Below are 17,522 nucleotides of genomic sequence, written 5' to 3'. Positions count from 1 at the left end.
GGCAGGGCGGGCGGAAGTCGGGCGGGCAGATGGTCAGGCGGGTGGTCAGGCGGACGTGTGTGTGTCGGCACCGTCGAGGTGTCGGAGGGTCGCCACGAGCGCGTGCACGCCCACGGCGATGTCGTCGGTACTGCTGAACTCCTCGGGGCAATGGCTCTTGCCGTTCTTCGATGGGATGAAGATCATGCCCATGGGTGCGAGGGAGGCCATGTGCACGGCGTCGTGCGTGGCCCCGCTGGGGATCGGCATCCACGGGAGTCCGAGGGCGTCGGCGGCCGCGCCCGCCACGTCCTGCACACCCCGGTCCGCCTGCACCACCGTGTTGTCCGTGGACCACTCGAAGCCGACGTCGACGCCGAGATCGGCCGCCTTCGCGGCGATGTCCGCGGTGAGCCGGCCCTTGACCCCGGACAGCCAGGAGGAGTCGACACTGCGCACCTCGCTGTACATGCGGACGAGGGAGGGCACCACGTTCGGTGACCGAGATTCCGACTCCACGCGGGTCGATGTCGCGACGCCGTGGGTGGGCGCGCCGCACCCCTCGGCGCGCACTGCCAGGACGGCTTCGGCGGCGGCGACCATGGCGTCGCGGCGGTCCTCCATCGAGGTGGTTCCCGCATGGCCGGCGGACCCGGCGAAGGTGGCGATGAAGCGCTCGATCCCGGTGATGGCGGTGACGATGCCCAGGGGCAGCCCCCGCTTCTCGAGGGTGGGGCCCTGCTCGATGTGCAGTTCGACGAAGGCGTGCAGGGGGTCCTTCGCCCACGGCACGTCCGAGAGCCGGGAGGGGTCGAGACCGAAGTCCGTGTAGGCCTGGCCGAGGCTCACGCCGCGGTAGTCGCGCCGTTCGAGATCCTCGCGCGTCATCTCCTGCGCCGCGGACCGGCTCCCGAGGCAACTGAGGCCGAAGACGTTCGATTCCTCCCCGAGGAAGTCGACCACCAGCAGGTCCCGCTCGAGCTGCCTCCCGGAGTCCTGCAGCAGCCGGGCGGCCTCGATCGACCCGAGGACGCCGACGATGCCGTCGAATCGCCCGCCGCCGTCCACCGTGTCGGTGTGCGATCCGGTGACGAGCGCCGGAGCGGACGGCACGCGGCCCGCCAGCCGCCCCACGATGTTGCCGGCGGCGTCCACGTGGACCTCGAGCCCTGCTTCGCGCATGCGGGCCGCGGTCCAGTCCCGCGACGCCCGGTACGGCTCGCTGAACACCTCCCGGGTCCAGCCCGGCCGGTCATCGGCGCGGAAGGCGGAGAGCTCGGCGACTCCGGAACCGAGCCGATCGGAGGTCTCGAGAGAGATCGTCTGGGACAGAAGAATCAGTCCTTCGTGCAATCGTTTGCGCATCCCGCTACAGAGGGGTCTGCAGGGAAAGTGTGGTGCTCATCACACTACAGGCGGCGGGTTTCGTCAATGTTTCCGTGAGGTGAACCCTTCACCCCACCCTTTCCGCCTCCCGCCCGGCGCAAACCTTTGCGAAACGGGCGGCGACGCGCGGTACGCGACGCCGCAGGAGCCCTAGACTCAGGGCGATGAAGGAAGATCCCAGCGGGCAGCCGGCGCGGGCACGCCCCGTGACCCTCGCGACCGTCGCACGCCATGCGCAGGTGCATGTCTCCACGGCATCGCGGGCCCTGAGCGAGAACCCCGCCGGCATCGGCGCCGACACCGTGCGGCGCGTGCGCGAGCTCGCGGCCGTCCTCGGGTACCGGCGCGATGTCGGTGCGGCGGGCCTCAGGACGGGGTCGTCCCGCCTGATCGGCGTCCTCGTGCCACGCCTCACCGACCTCGTGCTCGCCTCGATCTACGAGAGCATCGACGCTGAGGCCAGCGCCGCCGGCTACGGAACCGTCGTCGCCAACACCCTGGACGACCCCGAGCACCGCCGGATGCGCCTGGACGCGATGCTCTCGCGGCGGATCGACGGCGTCATCATCGGTGATTCACACAGCGGGGACACCGCCGCGCACGAACTCCGGGCCCGCGGCGTCCCCTACGTGCTCGTCATGCGCAAGCTCGAGGGGCACCTGTCCGTCACCACGGACGACTACCGTGGCGGGCAGCTCGCCGCCGAGCACCTCCTCGCCCTCGGGCACCGCCGGGTCGGCGTGATCGCGGGAGACCAGCTGGCGAGTACGGGCCGCGAGCGCACGCTCGGTTTCCGCAGGGTCTTCGAAGCCGCCGGCTACCCCCTGCCCGATTCCTCCGTCGTGCAGTCGACGTTCAGCACGCCCTCAGGGCTGGAAGCGGGACACCAGCTCCTGCGGCTGCCGGACCCACCCACCGCCATCTTCGCCGTCCACGACCTCCTCGCCCTCGGGGCGATGGGGGCCATCCGCGACGCCGGGAAGCGGGTCGGCGAGGATGTGGCGCTCATCGGCTACAACGATCTCGACCTGGCTGCCACGCTTCCCGTTCCCCTCACGTCCGTGCGGAGCGATCTCGTGGCGATGGGGACCCTGAGTGTGCAGACCCTGCTGAGGACCCTCCGGGGCGAAGCCACGCAGGACATTCTGCTGCCGCCGGAACTCGTGGTGCGGGCAACCACTCCCGCCCTGCGGGCCTGACCCATCGTCGACGCCACGGCCAGCCGCGGGAGGAACGACGCCGGCGAAGCTGTCACCGGCCGAACAGCTCACCCGGCTGCCGGCGCGAGCGGCAGTTCAGGGCCGCCAGCAGGGTGGCGGCATCGGTGGGGACGGCCGGGTCGTACCCGGTGAGCTGGTGCACGCGTGCCAGCCGGTTGAGCACCGTGTTGCGGTGGCAGTACAGCTGCTGCGCCGCCCGCGACACCGATCCGGTCTGCACGTAGGCGAGGACCGTCTCGACGAGGCGGTCCGACTCCGCGACCGGGATGCCGGCCAGGGGTGCAAGCACCGCGTCCCCGAGCACCTCGCCGAACTCTCCCAGCCGCTCCGCCGCCACGGGACCCCAGGCCTGGCGGATGGTCTGGTGCCCGGGCGCGGCCAGGTCGAGGACGGCCACCGCCTCGAGCGCCACACGGACCATCTTCGGGACCTCCGCCAGGGACTCCGCCACGGGTGCCACGAAGCACCTGAGCCTGGTCAGCCAGACCGGCACCTCCGTGCCCGTCCTGCCGGAGGCCGGGCGCCGGTCCTCGAGGATGAGGATCAGGGCACCGTCACGCTCGTGCAGGTACTCCTCCGCCTGCGCGCGGGCGACGCCTGCCCGGAATTCCTTCCGTGCGCTCTCTACGCCGACGGCCACGACGAAGGCCCCCGAGGACGCCACCCCCAGCGCCCGCGCCGCCTGGCCGAGAAGCTGTGCGTCCCGCCCGTCCGAGGACAGCAGCCGTGACAGGAGGAACGCCCGCTGCTGCTCCTTCTCGTGGGCCATCGAGGCCAGTTCGTCCATGTAGCCGGCGTGGACGCGGGTGGTGTGGAACTCCACGGCCTCCCAGACACGCACGGCGTCCTGCGTGAAATCGGACAGCGATGCCGCCGGGACCCGGGCGAGCATGTCCGTCCAGAGGATCCGGAAGTCCATCCGTACGGCCTGCAGCAGGGATTCCAGGGGGACCCCCTGATGTGCGCGGCGATGACCGAGGGCATCGGAGATCCCGGCGAGGCGGTCGGGGACGGGCAGGCCGCCCACGATCCGCAGGAGCAGCTCCATCGAGGCGACGGCCGTCTCGCGCAGATCCTTGTCCTGCACCGGCGAGCCCGCATAGCCCTCGATGTCCTGCACATCGATGAGGAACCGCTCGGCGATGCCGTCGATGTCCGCGAGGCAGCGGGTGACGACGTCGGAGAGCACCGATCTGGACGGTTCGCGGAGCGGCGGTTCGATCTCCTTGGGCATACGCCCATTTTACGGCGGGAGGCGGTGCCATCCCTCCATTGTGGGCGCAGGTGACGGGGACCACACTGGTAGGAATCGGCATCACCACCGCCTCTCCACCTCCCAGGACAGCCATGCTCGATCTCACGATCACGAACGCCAGACTCTTCACGCTGAACGAGGACAGGCCCACCGCCCACTCGATGGGCATCCTCCACGGCACCATCGTCGGATTCGACGACGACATCGCCGACCTCCCGGCACGCCGGACGATCGACGCCGACCAGGCCGTCGTCGTGCCCGGTTTTGGAGATTCTCACAATCACATGGCCTGGTTCGGCCAGTCGCTCGGCGAGTTGGACCTCAGCGGCTGCCGCACCTCCGACGAGCTGTATGCAGCGGTGGAGGGCTTCGCCGCGACGCTCGACGACGGCCAGTGGCTCGTGGGTTCCGGCTACGACGACACAGTGCTCGGCGAGCACCCGCACCGCGCCCAGCTGGACGCCGCCGCCCCGGGCCGCCCGGTATGGCTCAAGCACCGGTCCGGCCACATGTGCACCGTGAACTCGGCCGTCCTCGATCTTGCCGGCGTCCTCGACGGATCGGTGGAGACACCGGAGGGCGGGAAGATCGTGGAGGACGCCGACGGACCCACCGGACTGCTGGAGGAGCAGGCCCAGAAGCTCGTGACCGCCCTCGTGGTGCCCTACCCCGTGGCGGATCTGGCCGCCGCGATCGGCGCGGCCAGCGAGGTCTACGCCTCGGAGGGCCTGACGCACGTCGTGGAGGCCGGCATCGGCGGCGGGTGGATCGGGCGCAGCCCCGTCGAACTCACCGCCTACACGCTCGCCCGCCGGCAGGGTGGCCTCAGGACGCGCGTGCAGCTCATGGTGGCCAGCGACGCCCTGCATCCGGTCACCTCGCACGACGACGACGGCATCGACTTCGGCCTGGACCTCGGGATCTCCACGGGCTTCGGCGACGACGCCGTCCGGGTCGGCGCGATGAAGATCTTCGTGGACGGATCGCTGATCGGGCGCACCGCGGCCGTGACCGAGCCGTTCTGCGACCACGCCCATGGCACGGGTGCGTTCCAGCTCTCGATCGAGGAGCTGACCCGCCGGATCATCGCGGCGCACCGCTCGGGCTGGACCGTCGCGGCGCACGCCATCGGGGACTCCGCCGTCGACGTCGCCCTCGACGCGTTCGCGGCGGCGCAGCAGGAACTGCCCCGGCCCGAGGCCCGCCACCGGATCGAGCACGCCGGCATGGTGCGCCCCGACCAGCTGGCCCGGTTCGCGGAGCTCGGTGTCACCCCCGTCCCGCAGCCGCACTTCCTGTACGAGGTGGGCGACACCCTGGCCGCGGCCATCGGCGCCGAGCGCGAACCCTGGCTGTACCGCCACCGCTCGTTCCTCGCCTCCGGCGTACGGGTACCCGGCAGCTCGGACCGCCCCGTCGCCAGCGGCGCTCCCCTGCTCGGCATGCAGTCCATGGTCCAGCGCCTCACCTCCGCGGGCGCCGTCCTCGGCCCCGACGAACGTGTCGACGCAGAGGCGGCCCTCCGTGCCTACACCGTCGACGCGGCATGGGCCGCCGGTGACGAACAGCGCCGCGGCACCCTCGAACCCGGCAAGCTCGCCGACTTCGTCGTCCTCTCCGACCACCCCGCCTCCGTAGCACCGGAGCGCATCGGCGCCATCGAGGTCCTCGCCACCGTCATCGGCGGCGAGTGCGTCTTCGGCGGTGCGTTCCTCGACTCCCGGACGGCCGTCCCCGTCCCTGCCACCCCGTACCCCTCCGACCAGGAAGCCTGACCATGCAACCCTCCGAGGCAACACCCACCACCCCGCCCGACATCCCGAAGGTGAGCGGTGCCGACGCCGGCAGGATCGCCCGCGCCGCGTTCGTCGGCACCGCGCTCGAGTGGTACGACTACTTCCTCTTCGGCACGGCCGCGGCCATCGTCTTCAACCGCCTGTTCTTCACCACCCTCGATCCGACAGCTGCGACGCTGGCCGCATTCGCGACCTTCGGCGTCGGTTTCGCCGCACGTCCCCTCGGCGCCGTGCTGTTCGGCTTCATCGGAGACCGCGTCGGCCGCCGTCCGGCCCTGCTCATCACCATCGTCATGATCGGCTGCGCCACCGGGCTCATCGGCGTCCTGCCGGACTTCGGCACCATCGGCCTCGCGGCGCCCATCATGCTCGCCGTCCTGCGCCTCCTGCAGGGACTGGCGGTCGGCGGTGAGTGGGGCGGCGCGATGACCATCGCCGTCGAGCACGCACCGATCGAGAGGCGCGGCCGGTTCGCCGCGCTCGTCCAGGTCGGATCGCCCGTCGGCACGCTCATGTCCTCCGGCGCCTTCGCCCTGGTGCTGCTGCTGCCCTCGGAGGCCTTCGACTCCTGGGGCTGGCGCCTGCCGTTCCTGGCCGCCTTCCCGCTGCTGCTCATCGCCCTCTACATCCGCCTCAAGGTCGAGGAGTCGCCGATCTTCCGCGAGCTCGTCAAGCTCGAGGAACGCGCGAAGATCCCCGCCCTGGAGGTCTTCCGGAACGCCTGGGGCCGCCTGATCGTCGCCGTGGCCGCCGCGTTCCTCGGGGTCGGTGGCTTCTACGTCATGACGACGTTCGTCATCAGCTACGGGACCGGGACGCTCGGCCTCGAGCGCGGACTCATGGTCAACGCGACGCTCGTCGCAGCGGTCTTCCAGATCGCCGTCGTCCTCGTCATGGGACGCATCAGCGAGCGCGTGGGCCCCGGCCGCATGACGTTCATCGGCGGCATCGTCACCGCCGTCGCCGCCTTCCCGCTGTTCTGGCTCATCGACACGAAAAACCCCGCCGCGATCATCCTCGCCGTGACGCTCGGCATCGCGTTCCTCTCCATCGCCTACTCCGTGACCGGCGCCCTGCTCACCGAGCTGTTCCCGCCCCGCCTGCGCTACAGCGGTGTGTCCCTCGGCTACAACCTGGCCGGTGCGCTGAGCGGGTTCCTCCCGCTGATCGCCGTCGCACTGCAGGGTGCCTCCGGTGGCGGATCGTGGACCGCAGCCCTGCTGCTCATGGTCGTCTCGCTGATCACCGCCGCCGGCGGGTTCTTCGGCGAGCGCCTCCGCGTGAAGGACAAAGCCATTGTCCAGTAACCCGGCAGCGGACGCGCCCCTCGATGACGGGCAGCGCCGCAGGATCCTCGACGCCGTCGACGCCGCTTTCGACCGGCAGCTCGCCTTCACGGCCGACCTCGTCCGCCATCCCTCGGTCCGCGCCCAGGAGGCCAGTGCCCAGGACCTCCTCTTCGAGGCCCTGCAGGAGCGGGGCCTGGCGATGGACCGGTGGCAGCTCGAGGAGGAGTCCCTGTCCGGCCATGTCGGGTACGGCCCCACCACCGTGGCGTTCGAGGACCTCACCAATGTCGTCGGCACCTACACGCCGGAGGGGCCCGCGGAGGGCCACTCGCTGATCCTCAACGGCCACGTGGACGTCGTCCCCACCGGCCCGGAGGAGACGTGGTCGCGCAGCCCCTGGGACGCGCCCGTCATCGACGGGTGGATGTACGGGCGCGGTGTGGCGGACATGAAGGCCGGGCTCGCCGCGAACCTGTTCGCCTTCGACGCCGTGCGTGCCGCGGGCCTGTCGCCGCAGGGACGGATCCACCTGCAGTCCGTGGTCGAGGAGGAGTGCACCGGCAACGGGTCCCTCGCGGCCCTGCAGCGCGGGTACACGGCGGACGCCGTCGTCATCCCCGAACCGGAGGAGGACATGCTGGTCCGCGCGAACGTGGGCGTGATCTGGTTCCGGGTCCGCGTCTCCGGCCAGCCCACGCACGTGCGGGAGATGGCCTCGGGCTTCAACGCGATCGACGCCGCCTACCCCGTGATGCAGGAGCTCCGGACGGTGCAGGACCGCTGGAACGCGGACAAGGGCAACCACCGGCACTTCGAGGACCTCGAGCATCCGATCAACTTCAACATCGGCACCATCGCCGGGGGTGACTGGCCGTCGAGTGTCCCCTCCTGGTGCGAGTTCGACGTCCGCGCAGCCCTCTACCCCGGAATCTCTGCGGCGGACGCCTGGCAGGAGATCGAGGACTGCCTGCAGTCGATCGAGAGCGAGGCGGACATCTCCGCCGTCCGCACGGGCTTCTTCTCCGAGGGCTACGTCCTCGAGGAGGGGTCAGCGGCCGAGGAGGCCCTGGCAACGGCACACCGGGAGGTCACCGGCACGGAGCTGCAGAGCTTCACGACGCCGGGCTACCTCGACGGCCGCGTGTTCTCGCTGTACGCCGGGATCCCCGCCCTGGTGTACGGGCCGACGTCGGAGTCCATCCACGGCTTCGACGAACGGGTCTCCGTGGAATCCGTCCGGAACGTGACCAAGACGATCGCCCTGTTCATCGCGACCTGGTGCGGGGTGTCCGAGACCGCCTGAGCGTGCAGAGAGAGAAGGAGCCCGGCCATCGGCCGGGCTCCTTCTCGTTGGGGGGTCAGGTTGCGGGCTGGTCGAGTTCCCCGGCGCACAGCGCGCGGACGACGTCGGTCAGTACGTGCAGTCCGTCCACGATGTCCGCGTCGGTGGTGTACTCGTGTTCGTTGTGCGAGATGCCGTCCACCGAGGGGACGAACAGCATGACGGTCGGGACGATGTCCTTCATGTTGGTGGAGTCGTGGCCCGCGAGCGTCTTGACCCGGGCGTGCTTGAGGCCCCGGTTCGCCGTGAGTTTCTCCGCCAGCTCGACGCCCTCGAGCTGGTAGGGCGTGACGCCCCAGCAGTGCGAGCCGGTCTTCTCGATGCGTACCCGTGCGCGATCCTCGATGACCCGGAGCTGCTCGTGCAGGGCCCTGTCGGCGGCGGCGAGGAGTTCCTCGTCGGCCGAGCGGAGGTCCAGCAGCAGCGTCACCCGGGACGCGACGACGACGGGCGAGTTCGGGTAGACGTCGAGCTGCCCGACGGAGGTGTGGAGGACACCGTCCGGGAACTGGTCCGCGACGTCCCGGGCGGCGACCACCAGGAGGGACGCGCCCAGGAGTGCGTCCTGTCGGTCCGCCATGACCGTCGAGCCGGTGTGGGACTGCTCGCCGTGCACCACGAACTCGTACTTGTTGGCTGCCCAGTTCGATTCGACGGCGCCGATCGTGACGCCGTCGCGCTCCATCCCGCGGCCCTGTTCGATATGGATCTCGGCGTAGTAGGCCGGCTCGGGCCCGTCGAGCGTGCCCTGGCTCGCCGTGGCCGCCAGGGCGTCGCGGACGGCGATGCCGGAGGGGTCCTCGGTGGCGAGTGCGTCCTCGAGGGGCAGCTTGCCGGTGAAGACGGAGCTGCCCATCATGGACGGCTTGAAGCGGGCGCCCTCCTCGTTGAACCAGTTCACCACCGCCAGGTTGTAGCGCGGGGTGTCACCGGCGGCACGCCACTCCTCCGCGAGCGCGAAGGCCGCGTGGGCGGCAGCGAGGACGCCGTACGCGCCGTCGTACCGGCCGGCCGAGGGCTGGGAGTCGAGGTGCGAGCCGACGAGGACGTAGGGTGCGCCGGGGACGAGCTCCAGGAGCCCGAACTGGTTGCCGATCCGATCGAAGCGGACCGTGAAGCCCTGGTCGGTGAGCAGTCCGGTGAGCCAGGCACGCTGCTCCCCGTCTGCCGGGGAGCCCGCCTGCCGCTCCACTCCCCCGCCGGGCGTGGCACCGAAGGTGCAGAGCGTGGTGAAGTCCTGAAGGAAGACGGCGTCCCTCCCCTCGAAGGTCGACGGGTCCGGGGTGGCTACGGCTTCGTTGCCCATGGCTGTCCATTCTGACGCGGGATTGGGTGTCCCTTCCATCGTCCCAGTGCCTCCGCCCTGCCGGGATGGCGTTTCCCCACGGCCTGGAGCAGCCGCAGTGTGCTTTCACACAGCATCGCCCCGGGCTCGGGTATCAGCGCTGAACAGTTCCTGCGTCGCCGTCGAGGGTGGAGTGCGTCCACCGGCCCCCGAGCATGGTCGCCGACACAGCGAGGTTCCGCAGCTGGTGGTCGTCTGCCTGGAGCGGGTCCCGTTCGGTGACCACGAGATCCGCGACGGACCCCGGCCGAAGCATCGTGCGCCCGTCGGTGGACGCCGCGAGTGCCACCGACGACAGCATGCGCTGCTCGGGATGCCAGGGTGACCGCCCGTCCCGTGCACGGGATACGGCGGCGGCCATCGAGACCCATGGGTCGAGCGGCGCGACCGGTGCGTCCGAGCCGAGCCTGACCTCCGCGCCCGCTGCCACCAGGCTCCCGAAGGCGAAGGCCCGGTGGGTCCTCCCCGGCCAGTAACGATCCGCGACATCGCGGTCATCCATCGCGTGCTCGGGCTGGACGCTGGCAATGATGCCGAGGCGCGCGAAGCGTCCGAAGTCGGCCTCGCCGACGAGCTGGGCATGCTCGATGCTGCCGCCGCAGCCCACCTCCTCGAACGCGTCGAGGGCGAGGGAGTTCGCCGCGTCCCCGATCGCGTGGACCGCGGGCACGAGGCCTCCCGACGACGCGCGGCGGAGGTGGTCGACGAGCCGGCCGCGGTCGACCGTGCAGATCCCCCGGCCTTCACGGGCACCGTCGAGGCCTGGATACGGTGCATGGCAGAACGCGGTCCGGGTGTTCAGCGAACCGTCGGTGATGATCTTGAACGGGCCCATCGTCACCAGGCCGTCCGTACCTTCGATGACGTCCCCGGTGCGCAAGCCCCTCGCGATGACGGCGTCGAGATCGTGCGGGTACACGCCGGCCCGGACCCGCATGCCCCGGATGCCGCGGGCGACACGGTGAGCCCACCGGTCGAGGGAGAAGGTCATCTCGAGGTCGACGACGCCGACGACGCCCCGGGCGGCCGCGGCGTCGACCGCCTCCGCCACCCAGCCGTCGAGGTCCTCGTCGGGGACCGAGCTGATGCGGGCGTTGACATCGAAGGCGGCCTGTTCGCGCAGCACACCCGTGGGGTGCTCGGCGTGCCCGTGGAGGGCGAGGGCCCTGGTGTTCAGCCACGCCGCGTGCAGGTCCTTGCTGACCAGCACGATGGGCACGTCGGGCCCGACGGCGTCGAGCAGTTGCCGCGTCGGGGCATCCGGCCACAGCCCGTCCTGGAAGCCGTAGCCGATCAGGGGCTGTCCGGCCGCCGGTGGCTGCGAGTGCAGGCGTCCGGCGACCAGTGCTGCAGCCCCGGCGGCGGAGGTCGCCGAGGACAGGTCGAGGCGCTGGCGCACGAGCGCCCACTGGTCCATGTGCACGTGCGAATCCCAGAGACCCGGTGATACCCACCGTCCGGCGAGATCCACCGTCCCGGCGTCACCGGGGTCCAGGCCAGCGCCCGCGGCGGCGATGATCCCGTTCTCGACGAGGAGGTCCAGTGGCTCACCGGCGGCACCGACCAGGCGCGCGGAGCGGAGAAGGACGCCACCCACCTGGCTGTTCATCCTCGCCGTGCACGCCGCATCTCGTGGGCGAGGGCCGGGTTCGCGTAGGGCCCGTCGTGCTCGAGCTCGTCGATGATCCGCCCGACCACCGCGGCGTCCTTGTTCTGGCTGAGCTTCAGCCGCGCGTCGAAGCGGGTCACCACGAGGCGGATCCCCACTGTCCCCCGGGCGACGCGGCGCGATCCGTCGAGGTCCAGGGTCAGTGAGGAGGGTTCGGGCATGACGCCCTCGAAGGTGTCGACCAGCTTGCCGAGCATCCTGAAGTTCTCCTCGTCGGAGAGGATCTCCGGCTTCCCGTACAGGTGTGCGGTGACGTGGTTCCACGTCGGGACGATCTGCTCCTCGGGGTACCAGCCCGGCGAGATGTAGCCGTGCGGGCCCTGGATGATCACCAGCACCTCGTGGTCACCGAGTTCGTGCAGCTGCTCGTCGGGGCGCCCCACATGACTGATGATGCTGATGCTGTCCTCGGACGTCTCTTCGAGCATCACCGGGTAGTGGGACGCCACGAGTCCGCCGGCCGGTGAGGACACGATCGTCGCCCAGGGATTCTCCCGGACGAATCTCTTGACCTCGCCGACGTCGGACAGGACGAAGTGTGGCGTGTGGCGCATGCCTGCCACTCTGTCACACCGGCAGCTCGCCGACCCGTCGCACCCGGGGCGGCATTTCCTGCTCCGGTAGCCTGAGGCAATGAAACTCCTGGCAGACCTCCCCCCGTACATCTACGGCACCACGCGGCTCGGGCACGACGACGTCCCCCGCGAGCAGCAGGCCGCCATGGCGCGCACGGCGATCGACGCCGGCCTCTGGCTCCACACATCCCGTCAGTACGACCACGCCCTCGAGGTCCTCGGCGCCGCCATCGCCGAGGAGCCCAGCAAGATCCCGCCGGTCATCGTGAAGCTCGGCGGCGGGACGGCCGACGACGTGCGAGCCACGGTCGCCGAGAACATCGAACCCCTGGGGATCAGTTCCATCGACATCGGCCAGCTGACCGGGGCCGGGGCGTTCGCGGACGACATGGTCACCGGCGGGCCCACCCTGGCCGAGCTGCAGCGCATCAAGGACGAGGGCCTCGTGCGGCGCTTCGTCCTCGAGATCTTCCCCTGGACCTCGGAGGCCCCGCTCAAGGCGCTCCGGGCCGGGTACCTCGACAGGCTGATCGACGGCTACATCTTCTACCTCAACCCGCTGCAGCGCTTCGCGTCCAACGAGCTGTGGGACGAGCTGCTGGCACAGGACAAGGCCATCATCTCGATGCGTACCGTGGCCGGAGCGCCCGTCCACACCCTGCGCGACGTCCCCGGCGCTGCGTGGAAGCCCTACCTGCAGGAGCGCGCGGTCGAGGTGGCGCCGATCTTCGAGCGGTCGGGTGTCGAGAGCTGGGCGGAGTTCTGCATCCGCTTCGCCCACAGCACCCCGCAGGTGGTGTCCACCGTCGGCTCGACGAGCCGCGAGGAGAACCTGAAGGAACTGCTCGCCTTCAGTCAGGCCATCGAGCCGCTGCCGCAGGACATCGTTGAGGAGCTGTTCGCCCTGCAGCGTCGCTGGTCCGACGAGACGGACATCCACGCGGAGCCCTGGTCAATGTAGGGCCTCATGCTGAACGACGACGGCGGGGCAGTCACCTCAGGTGACTGCCCCGCCGTCGTTCGGTCTGGTGCGAGCTGCTAGCTGTCGCAGCCCCACCCGTCCTTATCGCGGTCGAACTTCGGCTGGAAACCAGGCGAACCGGCCGCAATCGGGGCTGCACCCGCCGCGCGGACCGCATCGCAGTTCGCGTAGTAGGGCGCTGCTGGAGCCGGCGCTGCCGGAGCGGGAGCGACAACCGGCGGTGCTGCCGGTTCCGGCACGACGGGCGCCGGGGCAGGAGCAGCGGGCTCCACGACGGGCGCAGCCTCTTCGACCGGTTCCACCGGTGCTGCGACGGACGGTGCCATCTGGTTGGTCGGTGCAAGGATGTCCGCGCAGTCGGCCAGTATGCCCGCCATGGCGTCGTGCTCGGCCTGCGTGACCCACAGGGTGTACGTCGCCTTGACCGAGATCTGCCGCGCCACGTACTCGCAGCGGTAGCCCTTGTTCGGCGGCAGCCAGGTGGCGGCGTCGCCGTCGCTCTTCTGCTGGTTGGTGGGGCCGTCGGTGGACTGGAGGTTCAGCGGGTCGTTGGCGAACGCGAGGCGCTGGTCGGGCGTGAGCTGCTGCGCGCCCTTCTGCCAGGCGTCCGACAGCGCGACGATGTGATCGATCTGCACCTTGGTGCTGGTCAACTGGCCTCGCTGGAACGGGATCTCGGTCCCGGTGTACGGGTCGTCCAGCAGACCTGACTGCACCTTGCAGGGCACGGAGTTAGCGTGCACGATGTCCGTCAGGTCGCGGTTGAGCATGTCGTTTCGGGTGTCGCATCCATTGCGGTCGACGTCGGCCCAGGCCTGACCGAACTGATCGCGGTCGTAGCCGGTCTTCGGCGCCCGGCCCTTGATGGGCAGCGTCTCCAGCAGGGCCAGCGCCGTGGTGTTCGCCGCCGGCTGGTCGGACGGAGCACGGGGCGTGCCAGTCACGTCCGCGACCGTGTCGGTATCCAGCGGTGCCACGTCCGACAGCGTCGGGCTCGCGGTGGGAGATGGCGTCGGCGTGACGGAGGGCTTTGCGGTGCTGGCTTCGCTGGCCTGTTCGCTCACTGGGGCGACAGGCGTCGATGCAGATTCTGCAGCCGGCCCGGCCCCGCAACCGGCGAGCAGGGCGACGACGGCTGCTCCCACGGCAATCACCCCAGAGAGCCGCAGGTGCGGCCCTTCTGGCAATGTCTTTTGGGCAGGCGGAAGGAACGGTGAATTGATGGAATGCCCCCAGGTAGATGCGATGTGTTGTTTGCAGCGTACTTGCGTGTCTGTCCAATCAACCAACCGGGCTCGAGGGCCCCTGCCCAGTGCCTCTCCGCGTCCCACTCGCTCAGCTTTCGCTCAGGATTGGCATTCGTCGCCGCTTCCGTCGATACGCTGCATGAGTCCACTTGAGTGGCTAGCTAACCCTGCAGTGATGGCTGACCATCGCCCTCCATCAGCAGAGAGTTCGACGTGCTGGGCCCCTCACCACTCCCGTATTCGCACCCGCAGAAGTAGATCCATGAATCATGCTCCTTTCCGTCGTCTAGCACCGGCGACCCTCCTGACCGCGGCAGTTCTCGCCACAACCCTGACTGCCTGCACCGGCTCCACTCCGTCCGGCGATGCGACAGCCGACTTCGAAGCGGGCACCGTGGTGCGGGTGATCGACGGCGACACTCTTGTCATCAACTTCGACGACGAAGACCAGACGGTGCGCCTGCTCAACGTCGACACTCCGGAAACGAAGGACCCGAACAAGCCCGTCGAGTGCCTCGGCCCGGAGGCGACCGAGAAGCTCGAGTCGTTGACCCCTCCCGGGACCAAGGTCGCGCTGGACTTCGATGTCGAGCGCACGGACAAGTACGACCGCGTCCTGGCGGCTGTGTTCATCGAGGACCAGACCCTGGTCAACGCGGAACTCGCCCGCGTGGGCCTGGGCGTCCCCGTCCTCATCGAGCCGAACAAGAAGTACTACGACGAGGTGCAAGCGGCGTACAACGAGGCGACTGCGCAAGGCGTCGGGTTGCTGGACGTCGCTACCGGCTGCACCCTCCCGGCCGAAGTGACCGATGCCGTGGAAGCACTGACTGAAGCAACCGACGCTCAGGCCGGTGAGACGGCAACAGCCGTGGCCGCAACCGCCGCGGGTATCCTCGCCGCCCTGACGACGGCGAAGGCCGCCCGAGAGGCGCTCGAAGCAGGAAAGGACACCGTCCGCGTGCTTGCTCTCGGAGCCGATCGCACGGCGGCCTTGGCGCGCGAGCTCGACACCCAGATCACGAAGGGTGAGCAATCACTGGCTTCCGCCAACACCAAAGCCACGGCTCTGCAGGAAGCAGAGAAGGCAGCCGAAGCTGCTGCCGACGAAGCAGAGGCCGCCAGGGTGGCAGAGGCAGCGCGGGTGGAGGCTGAACGCATCCAGGCAGAGGCCGCGGAGGCTGCGCGCGTCGAAGCCGAACGGGTTCAGGCAGAAGCCAATGCTCGTGCCGAAGCTGACCGTCTGGCCGCCGAAGCGGCAGCTGCCGCAGAGCAGGAGCGGATCCGCAATCTTCCGCCCGTCCCCGCGCCCTACATCCCACCTGCGCAGCAGTACATTCCTCCCGCTCCCCCTGCAGCTCAGAACCCCTACCCCGGCTACAACGGTCCTCGCTGCTACGCACCGGGTGGCAAGAGCTGGCGGCCCTGCTGACCTTGCATGGTCACGGCGCCATCAGATCGATGACGCGGCGACCGCTTCGTTCCCCTCGAGATCCTGCTCCGAGGGGAACTACTGATGCCTGCCGTCAATTAACTTCCTGAGCAGTAGGTCGCTCCGCACCTGGAAGTACGTGGCATCACAACAGGAGGACCCAGCATGGCGAGCAGGTTCGCGGCGTTAGCCGCCTGCGGATGTGCACTGACCAGGAGAACCTCATGCCTTGTCCCCCGTTCGTCCGCTGAGGTGGCCCGCCCATGACCGGCAGCGTCCCGCGCGACCGTCAGCGCCGCCCGCTCCAGGTGCTCGTGACCGTACTGATCCTCGCTGTGCTCGGCTCAGCGTTGGTGTTCTTAGGACCGAACGTCCTCGGCAGTCTGTCAACCGGAGGTGGGTCCCTTCTCGCTGGCCCGGAGTGCGTGGTTCGTACTTCCGACGACGAGGTCGAGCTCAGCCGAGAAGAGGCGAAACGTGCCACGACGGAGGTAGCACTTCGAGCCCGTGGCGTAGAGCCCACAGAATCGTCCAGCCTTGACGAAGCTGCACTTCAAGCCCTGGCTGATGGTCGATCCGGCAAGGCTGGGCCTGTCCTGAGCTGCCGTGGTTCAGCGGCCAGTGACTTGCAGGAGGAGCGGCTGACAGCGACCGGCCTGACTCCCCGTGCAGAGCAGGTGCGAACGGCGATGACCGACGTGTTCGGCGAGCAGAACCTGGGCGGTTTCGAGCCCGGCGGTGTGGGCTCCGGGCATGGCGGTGACTCCACGCATTACGACGGGCGGGCGATCGATGTCTTTTTCCGACCCGTGACCGAGGAGAACCGGCGGGAGGGGTGGGTACTCGCGCAGTGGCTGGTTGCCCATGCCGACGATCTGAACATTCAGTACGTCATTTTCGACGACCAGTTCTGGAGCTCCCGAATCGCGCGCGGTGAGTGGCACGACTACGAAGCCCCCGCGCCGGCGAATGAGATCTTGCGCCACCTGGATCATGTGCACGTGGATGTACTTGGCGGAGCGACACCTTAAGCTGCTGAGCAAGTGTCCCCGGACGGAGCGCACGTACGTTCACCGGAGTTACGAAGGTAAATCTATCCGGTGTCGAAGCCGGATTCGCACCGGCACTAGGAGTGCCACTCGACGGCATTGATCAACTGTTGTCCAATGCGCTGAATAGTCGCGCCGGTGCTAGGGTCCCCGCAGGAAAACGACGCAAGCTGCGCTTCGACCGCTGCCACCACTCCGCCCCAGGGAATCCAGCACACGACATCGTCAATCCTGGTCATCAACTCGTCGTCCGAAATGCCGATGTCTCCTGCCCGCTCGAGGACCGTAGGAAGATACAGCCGTATTGCGTCGTGCACCGCCATCCTCCCCAGTCCCTTGACTGACACGGGCGGTTCGACGCCCAGGAGGAACAACAGTGGCAACCGCTCACCCATGTTGGTCATCACGGCTACGTACTCCCGAGCAAGTTGTTCCGGTTGAAAGGCGCTCGTCCTGATCCGCTTAGCCTCGACGAAAGCGAAGACATTCGGTGTGGCAATCACTGCATCCGGCTGCACGATGAACTTCTTCGCTGCCACTCCGAGCGGATTCACCGACATATCCCCGGGCAGAAGGGACATTTCCGCCATCTCAGCCTGTTCGACCAATTGATCCCGGGCGTGGGCGGCTCCCGAGCATGAGTTGACGACGGCAGCAAAGAAGTGACTCCTTGGTAGGAGGTCCAGCGCGATGAGCACTTCGGCAGTCAGGACGTTCTCCATCCCGCGGCCACCGTTTCGGTACTTCACGGCCCTCTCCCAGGAAATCTCCTCCAGGAGTCGCGCGATCATCGACGGTGACGGGGCTTCCAGTTCCATGAGCCGATCATTCCTCACTCGGGCAGGTTCAGTTTTCGTTGACTGATGGATACGACCTCGCACCCCAAAACCAGCTGACCTGTTCGCGTCGGCTCGATGCCGCTGAACCGCCGATACGGGCGTTGCCCAGCCATTGTG

At 69.0% G+C, this 17,522-nt stretch carries 14 protein-coding genes; 7 read left to right on the top strand and 7 right to left on the bottom strand.

What is annotated here, in order from left to right:
• Positions 1-45 precede the first annotated feature (45 nt).
• Positions 46-1,344 carry a M20 family metallo-hydrolase gene (locus tag QFZ50_RS01370; protein WP_307081162.1) on the bottom strand — a complete coding sequence of 433 codons (1,299 nt, stop codon included), beginning with the start codon at positions 1,342-1,344 and terminating at the stop codon, positions 46-48.
• A gap of 185 nt (positions 1,345-1,529) precedes the next feature.
• On the opposite strand from QFZ50_RS01370, the gene QFZ50_RS01365 reads away from it, so the two are divergent.
• A complete protein-coding gene (locus QFZ50_RS01365) occupies positions 1,530-2,564 on the top strand; it encodes a LacI family DNA-binding transcriptional regulator (protein WP_307081160.1) in 1,035 nt (344 codons plus the stop codon).
• A 52-nt stretch (positions 2,565-2,616) separates the two neighbouring features.
• On the opposite strand, the gene QFZ50_RS01360 is transcribed toward QFZ50_RS01365, so the two are convergent.
• Positions 2,617-3,819 (bottom strand): PucR family transcriptional regulator, encoded by a 1,203-nt coding sequence (locus QFZ50_RS01360; RefSeq protein ID WP_307081158.1) that lies wholly within the window; start codon positions 3,817-3,819, stop codon positions 2,617-2,619.
• A 113-nt stretch (positions 3,820-3,932) separates the two neighbouring features.
• Between QFZ50_RS01360 and QFZ50_RS01355 the strand changes: the two genes are divergently transcribed.
• The 3 genes from QFZ50_RS01355 to QFZ50_RS01345 are packed head-to-tail and all read left to right on the top strand — an operon-like array spanning position 3,933 to position 8,228.
• Positions 3,933-5,615 carry an amidohydrolase gene (locus QFZ50_RS01355; RefSeq protein ID WP_307081156.1) on the top strand — a complete coding sequence of 561 codons (1,683 nt, stop codon included), beginning with the start codon at positions 3,933-3,935 and terminating at the stop codon, positions 5,613-5,615.
• A 2-nt stretch (positions 5,616-5,617) separates the two neighbouring features.
• On the top strand, positions 5,618-6,943 hold the full coding sequence (locus tag QFZ50_RS01350; RefSeq protein WP_307081154.1) for an MFS transporter: 1,326 nt from the start codon (positions 5,618-5,620) through the stop codon (positions 6,941-6,943).
• Entirely contained in the window at positions 6,933-8,228 is a 1,296-nt protein-coding gene (locus tag QFZ50_RS01345) for an ArgE/DapE family deacylase (protein ID WP_307081152.1), read from the top strand. The genes QFZ50_RS01350 and QFZ50_RS01345 overlap by 11 nt, the downstream gene beginning before the upstream one ends.
• A gap of 55 nt (positions 8,229-8,283) precedes the next feature.
• On the opposite strand, the gene QFZ50_RS01340 is transcribed toward QFZ50_RS01345, so the two are convergent.
• The 3 genes from QFZ50_RS01340 to QFZ50_RS01330 form a co-directional block, all read right to left on the bottom strand.
• Positions 8,284-9,573 carry a M20 family metallo-hydrolase gene (locus tag QFZ50_RS01340; RefSeq protein WP_307081150.1) on the bottom strand — a complete coding sequence of 430 codons (1,290 nt, stop codon included), beginning with the start codon at positions 9,571-9,573 and terminating at the stop codon, positions 8,284-8,286.
• A gap of 133 nt (positions 9,574-9,706) precedes the next feature.
• Complete coding sequence (locus QFZ50_RS01335) at positions 9,707-11,209, bottom strand: amidohydrolase (RefSeq protein WP_307081148.1); 1,503 nt, start codon at positions 11,207-11,209, stop codon at positions 9,707-9,709.
• Between the two features lie 8 nt (positions 11,210-11,217).
• A complete protein-coding gene (locus QFZ50_RS01330; protein WP_307081146.1) occupies positions 11,218-11,835 on the bottom strand; it encodes an FMN-binding negative transcriptional regulator in 618 nt (205 codons plus the stop codon).
• Between the two features lie 79 nt (positions 11,836-11,914).
• Here QFZ50_RS01330 and QFZ50_RS01325 point away from each other — a divergent pair, with 79 nt between their 5' ends.
• A complete protein-coding gene (locus tag QFZ50_RS01325) occupies positions 11,915-12,817 on the top strand; it encodes an aldo/keto reductase (protein WP_307081144.1) in 903 nt (300 codons plus the stop codon).
• A gap of 77 nt (positions 12,818-12,894) precedes the next feature.
• Here the strand turns inward: QFZ50_RS01325 and QFZ50_RS01320 are convergent, their stop codons facing one another.
• A complete protein-coding gene (locus QFZ50_RS01320) occupies positions 12,895-13,782 on the bottom strand; it encodes a GmrSD restriction endonuclease domain-containing protein (protein WP_307081141.1) in 888 nt (295 codons plus the stop codon).
• A gap of 706 nt (positions 13,783-14,488) precedes the next feature.
• Between QFZ50_RS01320 and QFZ50_RS01315 the strand changes: the two genes are divergently transcribed.
• Both QFZ50_RS01315 and QFZ50_RS01310 read left to right on the top strand, forming a co-directional pair.
• Entirely contained in the window at positions 14,489-15,517 is a 1,029-nt protein-coding gene (locus QFZ50_RS01315) for a thermonuclease family protein (RefSeq protein WP_307081139.1), read from the top strand.
• A gap of 263 nt (positions 15,518-15,780) precedes the next feature.
• The gene (locus tag QFZ50_RS01310) at positions 15,781-16,548 is read left to right on the top strand and encodes a hypothetical protein (protein WP_307081138.1); all 768 of its coding nucleotides are present in this window, start codon (positions 15,781-15,783) and stop codon (positions 16,546-16,548) included.
• 95 nt (positions 16,549-16,643) lie between these two features.
• Here QFZ50_RS01310 and QFZ50_RS01305 read toward each other — a convergent pair whose 3' ends face one another.
• Positions 16,644-17,384 (bottom strand): hypothetical protein, encoded by a 741-nt coding sequence (locus QFZ50_RS01305; RefSeq protein WP_307081136.1) that lies wholly within the window; start codon positions 17,382-17,384, stop codon positions 16,644-16,646.
• Positions 17,385-17,522 lie beyond the last annotated feature (138 nt).

Source organism: Arthrobacter agilis (assembly GCF_030816075.1).
GTDB lineage: Bacteria > Actinomycetota > Actinomycetes > Actinomycetales > Micrococcaceae > Arthrobacter_D > Arthrobacter_D agilis_E.
This window is presented reverse-complemented; position numbering and strand designations above follow the sequence as displayed.

Bases quoted from the DNA above. Each gene is read 5' to 3' on its own strand.
- QFZ50_RS01340 (WP_307081150.1), bottom strand. From the start codon at position 9,573: ATGGGCAACGAAGCCGTAGCCACCCCGGACCCGTCGACCTTCGAGGGG.
- QFZ50_RS01360 (WP_307081158.1), bottom strand. From the start codon at position 3,819: ATGCCCAAGGAGATCGAACCGCCGCTCCGCGAACCGTCCAGATCGGTG.
- QFZ50_RS01325 (WP_307081144.1), top strand. From the start codon at position 11,915: ATGAAACTCCTGGCAGACCTCCCCCCGTACATCTACGGCACCACGCGG.
- QFZ50_RS01370 (WP_307081162.1), bottom strand. From the start codon at position 1,344: ATGCGCAAACGATTGCACGAAGGACTGATTCTTCTGTCCCAGACGATC.
- QFZ50_RS01305 (WP_307081136.1), bottom strand. From the start codon at position 17,384: ATGGAACTGGAAGCCCCGTCACCGTCGATGATCGCGCGACTCCTGGAG.
- QFZ50_RS01330 (WP_307081146.1), bottom strand. From the start codon at position 11,835: ATGCGCCACACGCCACACTTCGTCCTGTCCGACGTCGGCGAGGTCAAG.
- QFZ50_RS01365 (WP_307081160.1), top strand. From the start codon at position 1,530: ATGAAGGAAGATCCCAGCGGGCAGCCGGCGCGGGCACGCCCCGTGACC.
- QFZ50_RS01355 (WP_307081156.1), top strand. From the start codon at position 3,933: ATGCTCGATCTCACGATCACGAACGCCAGACTCTTCACGCTGAACGAG.
- QFZ50_RS01350 (WP_307081154.1), top strand. From the start codon at position 5,618: ATGCAACCCTCCGAGGCAACACCCACCACCCCGCCCGACATCCCGAAG.
- QFZ50_RS01310 (WP_307081138.1), top strand. From the start codon at position 15,781: ATGACCGGCAGCGTCCCGCGCGACCGTCAGCGCCGCCCGCTCCAGGTG.